At 74.7% G+C, this 2,617-nt stretch carries 3 protein-coding genes; 2 read left to right on the top strand and 1 reads right to left on the bottom strand.

Annotated features, from left to right (window positions below):
• Window positions 1-160: 160 nt before the first annotated feature.
• Window positions 161-556 carry a nitroreductase/quinone reductase family protein gene (locus ACWEN3_RS45005; protein WP_452984041.1) on the top strand — a complete coding sequence of 132 codons (396 nt, stop codon included), beginning with the start codon at window positions 161-163 and terminating at the stop codon, window positions 554-556.
• Window positions 557-817: 261 nt separating this feature from the next.
• Entirely contained in the window at window positions 818-1,423 is a 606-nt protein-coding gene (locus ACWEN3_RS45000) for a hypothetical protein (protein WP_452984039.1), read from the top strand.
• A gap of 18 nt (window positions 1,424-1,441) precedes the next feature.
• On the opposite strand, the gene ACWEN3_RS44995 is transcribed toward ACWEN3_RS45000, so the two are convergent.
• On the bottom strand, window positions 1,442-2,617 hold a 1,176-nt coding region (locus tag ACWEN3_RS44995; protein WP_452984038.1), incomplete at its 5' end, for an aldehyde dehydrogenase family protein.

Here is a 2,617-nt window from a genome sequence, read left to right as displayed (position 1 = left end):
GGCAGCCCCAGTTCCGCGGCGGCCGCCGAGTTGCAGTACTCGCGGACCGCGCTCGTACGCGCCACCACCCGCCCCCGGTGCACCACGATCCGGCTTCCCGATGACGGCGAAGCTGAAAACAGCGCGGCGGCCGGACCGGCACCGGGAGAGAGCAGGAGACATGTCAGGCCGCGCAGACCGCAAGCACCGCATCGTGACCCGCTTCCAGCGGCACCTCGCCAATCCGCTGATCCGGCGCCTGCCGTTCCAGACGCTCCTGGAGACCACCGGCCGCACCTCCGGGCTGCCCCGGCGGACCCCGGTGGGCGGCCGCCGGGTCGGGGACGCCTTCTGGCTGGTGTCCGAGTTCGGCCACCGGTCCCAGTACGTGCGCAACATCCAGGCCGACCCGAGGGTCCGCGTCCGTATCGCCGGCCGCTGGCACCACGGCACCGCCCACCTCCTGCCCGGCGACGACCCCGTCGCCCGGCTGCGCGCCCTGCCCCGGCTCAACAGCACGGCGGTACGGGCGCTCGGCACCGACCTGCTGACGGTGCGGGTGGACCTGGAGCGGTGAGGGGCCGCCCCGGCGGGTCTGCGACACTGCGCGCGTGAAGCTCACCACCGCCCCCTCCGCCGTCGAACCCTCCCGTGACTTCCCGGAGTTGGCGCCCCACGCGCGCACGACCGTGCGGCTGCACCCCCGGCGCGGCACGCCCGGCCCGCGCGACAGCCACATCGGGGGGCGCTGTGGTGGCCGGCGGCGGAGCCGTGGCCGGAGTGCACCGGCCACAAGGACGTCAACGGCCGCCCGGAGGGGCCGTACCCGCTGGTCGCGGTGGCCCAGTTCACGGCGGCCGACTTCCCCGGGATCCGGTTCCCGGCGGGCACCGACCTCGTCCAGCTGCTGTGGTGGCGCGGGGCCGCCGAGGTGACCGATCCGCTCACCGGGCAACCGGACCCCGAGGAGCACTGGGACTACGGCTGGGACATGATCCCGCGCGCGTGTGTGCTGCACCCGGAGCGGCTGACCGAGTACCCGTGGCACGAGGAGCTCCCGGCGGGCCTCGCGGAGCGCTTCAGGGCCTGGCTGGACGAACGGGACCTTCGCGACGACGTGTCGGTCATCCCGGGCTGGAAGGTCGGCGGCGCCATGAGCTGGGCGACGACGGACATGCCCCGGGCCCTGGACTGCGGGGAGTGCGGGGCGCCGCTGGAGCTGTTCCTGCAGTGCGACACGTACGAGTACGCGCTCGGCACCTGGGGCCCGGACGACGCGCCCCACCGCTTCTGGCCCCTGGAGGAGCGGGACCTGGAGCCCCGCGGCGAGGAGTGGGACGCGGCCCGCGACCCGACCGGCATGACGGTCGGCCGGGGCAGCCACGCGGGCGTGTTCACCTGCGCGGCGGACCCCCGGCATCCGGTGTCCTTCTTCACCCAGTGACGCCGGGTCCCGCCCCGCTCAGCCGGGCCACACGAGGGCCTGGACCTCGCTGTAGGCGTGCAGGGCGTACACGCCCACGTCACGGCCGACGCCGCTCTTCTTGAAGCCGCCGAACGGGGCCTCCATGTTGCGGCCGACGGTGTTGACGCCGACCCCGCCGGCGCGCAGCCGCCGGGCCACCCGGAAGGCGCGGGCCACGTCGCCGGACCAGACGTAGTCGACGAGCCCGTAGTCGGAGTCGTTGGCGAGGGCCACGCCCTCGTCCTCGTCGTCGAAGGGGATCACCGTGACCACCGGCCCGAAGATCTCCTCCCGGGCCACCCGCATGTCGTTGGTGCAGTCGGCGAGGAGGGTGGGGGCGACGTAGAACCCGCGCTCCAGCGGCGGCCGTTCGCCGCCCGTGACGACCGTCGCCCCTTCCTTCCGGCCCAGTTCGACGTACGACTCCACGCGCGCCCGGTGCTCGGCGGAGATCACCGGCCCGACCACCGTGTCCGGCTCCCGGGGATCGCCGACCTTCAACCGCCCCGCGTACGCGGCCAGTTCGGTCACCAGCCGGTCGTAGAGGGCCCGCTGCACCAGCACCCGGGTGGGCGCCGTGCAGATCTGCCCGCTGTAGAAGGAGAAGGTCGTCCCGATGCCGGCCACCGCCGACGCGACGTCCGCGTCGGCGAGGACGACCGCCGCGCCCTTGCCGCCCAGCTCCATCAGCTGGCGTTTCATGGACCGGCCGCAGACCTCGCCGATGCGCTGCCCGACGGCCGTGGAGCCGGTGAAGCTCACCATGTCGACGTCCGGGGAGGCCACGGCGGCCTCCCCCACCCCGGCGTCCCGCCCGGAGACGACGTTCACCACACCCGGCGGCGCCCCGGCCGCCTCCAGCGCCTCGGCCATCCGGTAGACGGACAGCGGATCCTGCGGCGCGGGCTTCACGACCACCGTGTTGCCCATCGCCAGCGCCGGGGCGACCTTGCCCGCCGGATTGGCCCAGGGGTTGTTGTACGAGGTGACGCAGGCGACCACGCCCACCGGCTGGCGCACGGCCAGCGCGCCCATCACCCCGGCCCGCCCCATCGGCCCGGCCTCGTTGATCTGCGGCGGGATCGCCCACTCGGCGGGCTCGACGGTCGCGTACCGACGGAACCGGGCGGCGGCCACCCCCACCTGCATCGCGCGGGCGGTCCCCGTGGTGGC

The organism is Streptomyces sp. NPDC004561, from assembly GCF_053602155.1.
This window is presented reverse-complemented; position numbering and strand designations above follow the sequence as displayed.

Coding starts and splice junctions, on each gene's coding strand:
- ACWEN3_RS45005 (WP_452984041.1), top strand. CDS start 161: ATGTCAGGCCGCGCAGACCGCAAGCACCGCATCGTGACCCGCTTCCAG.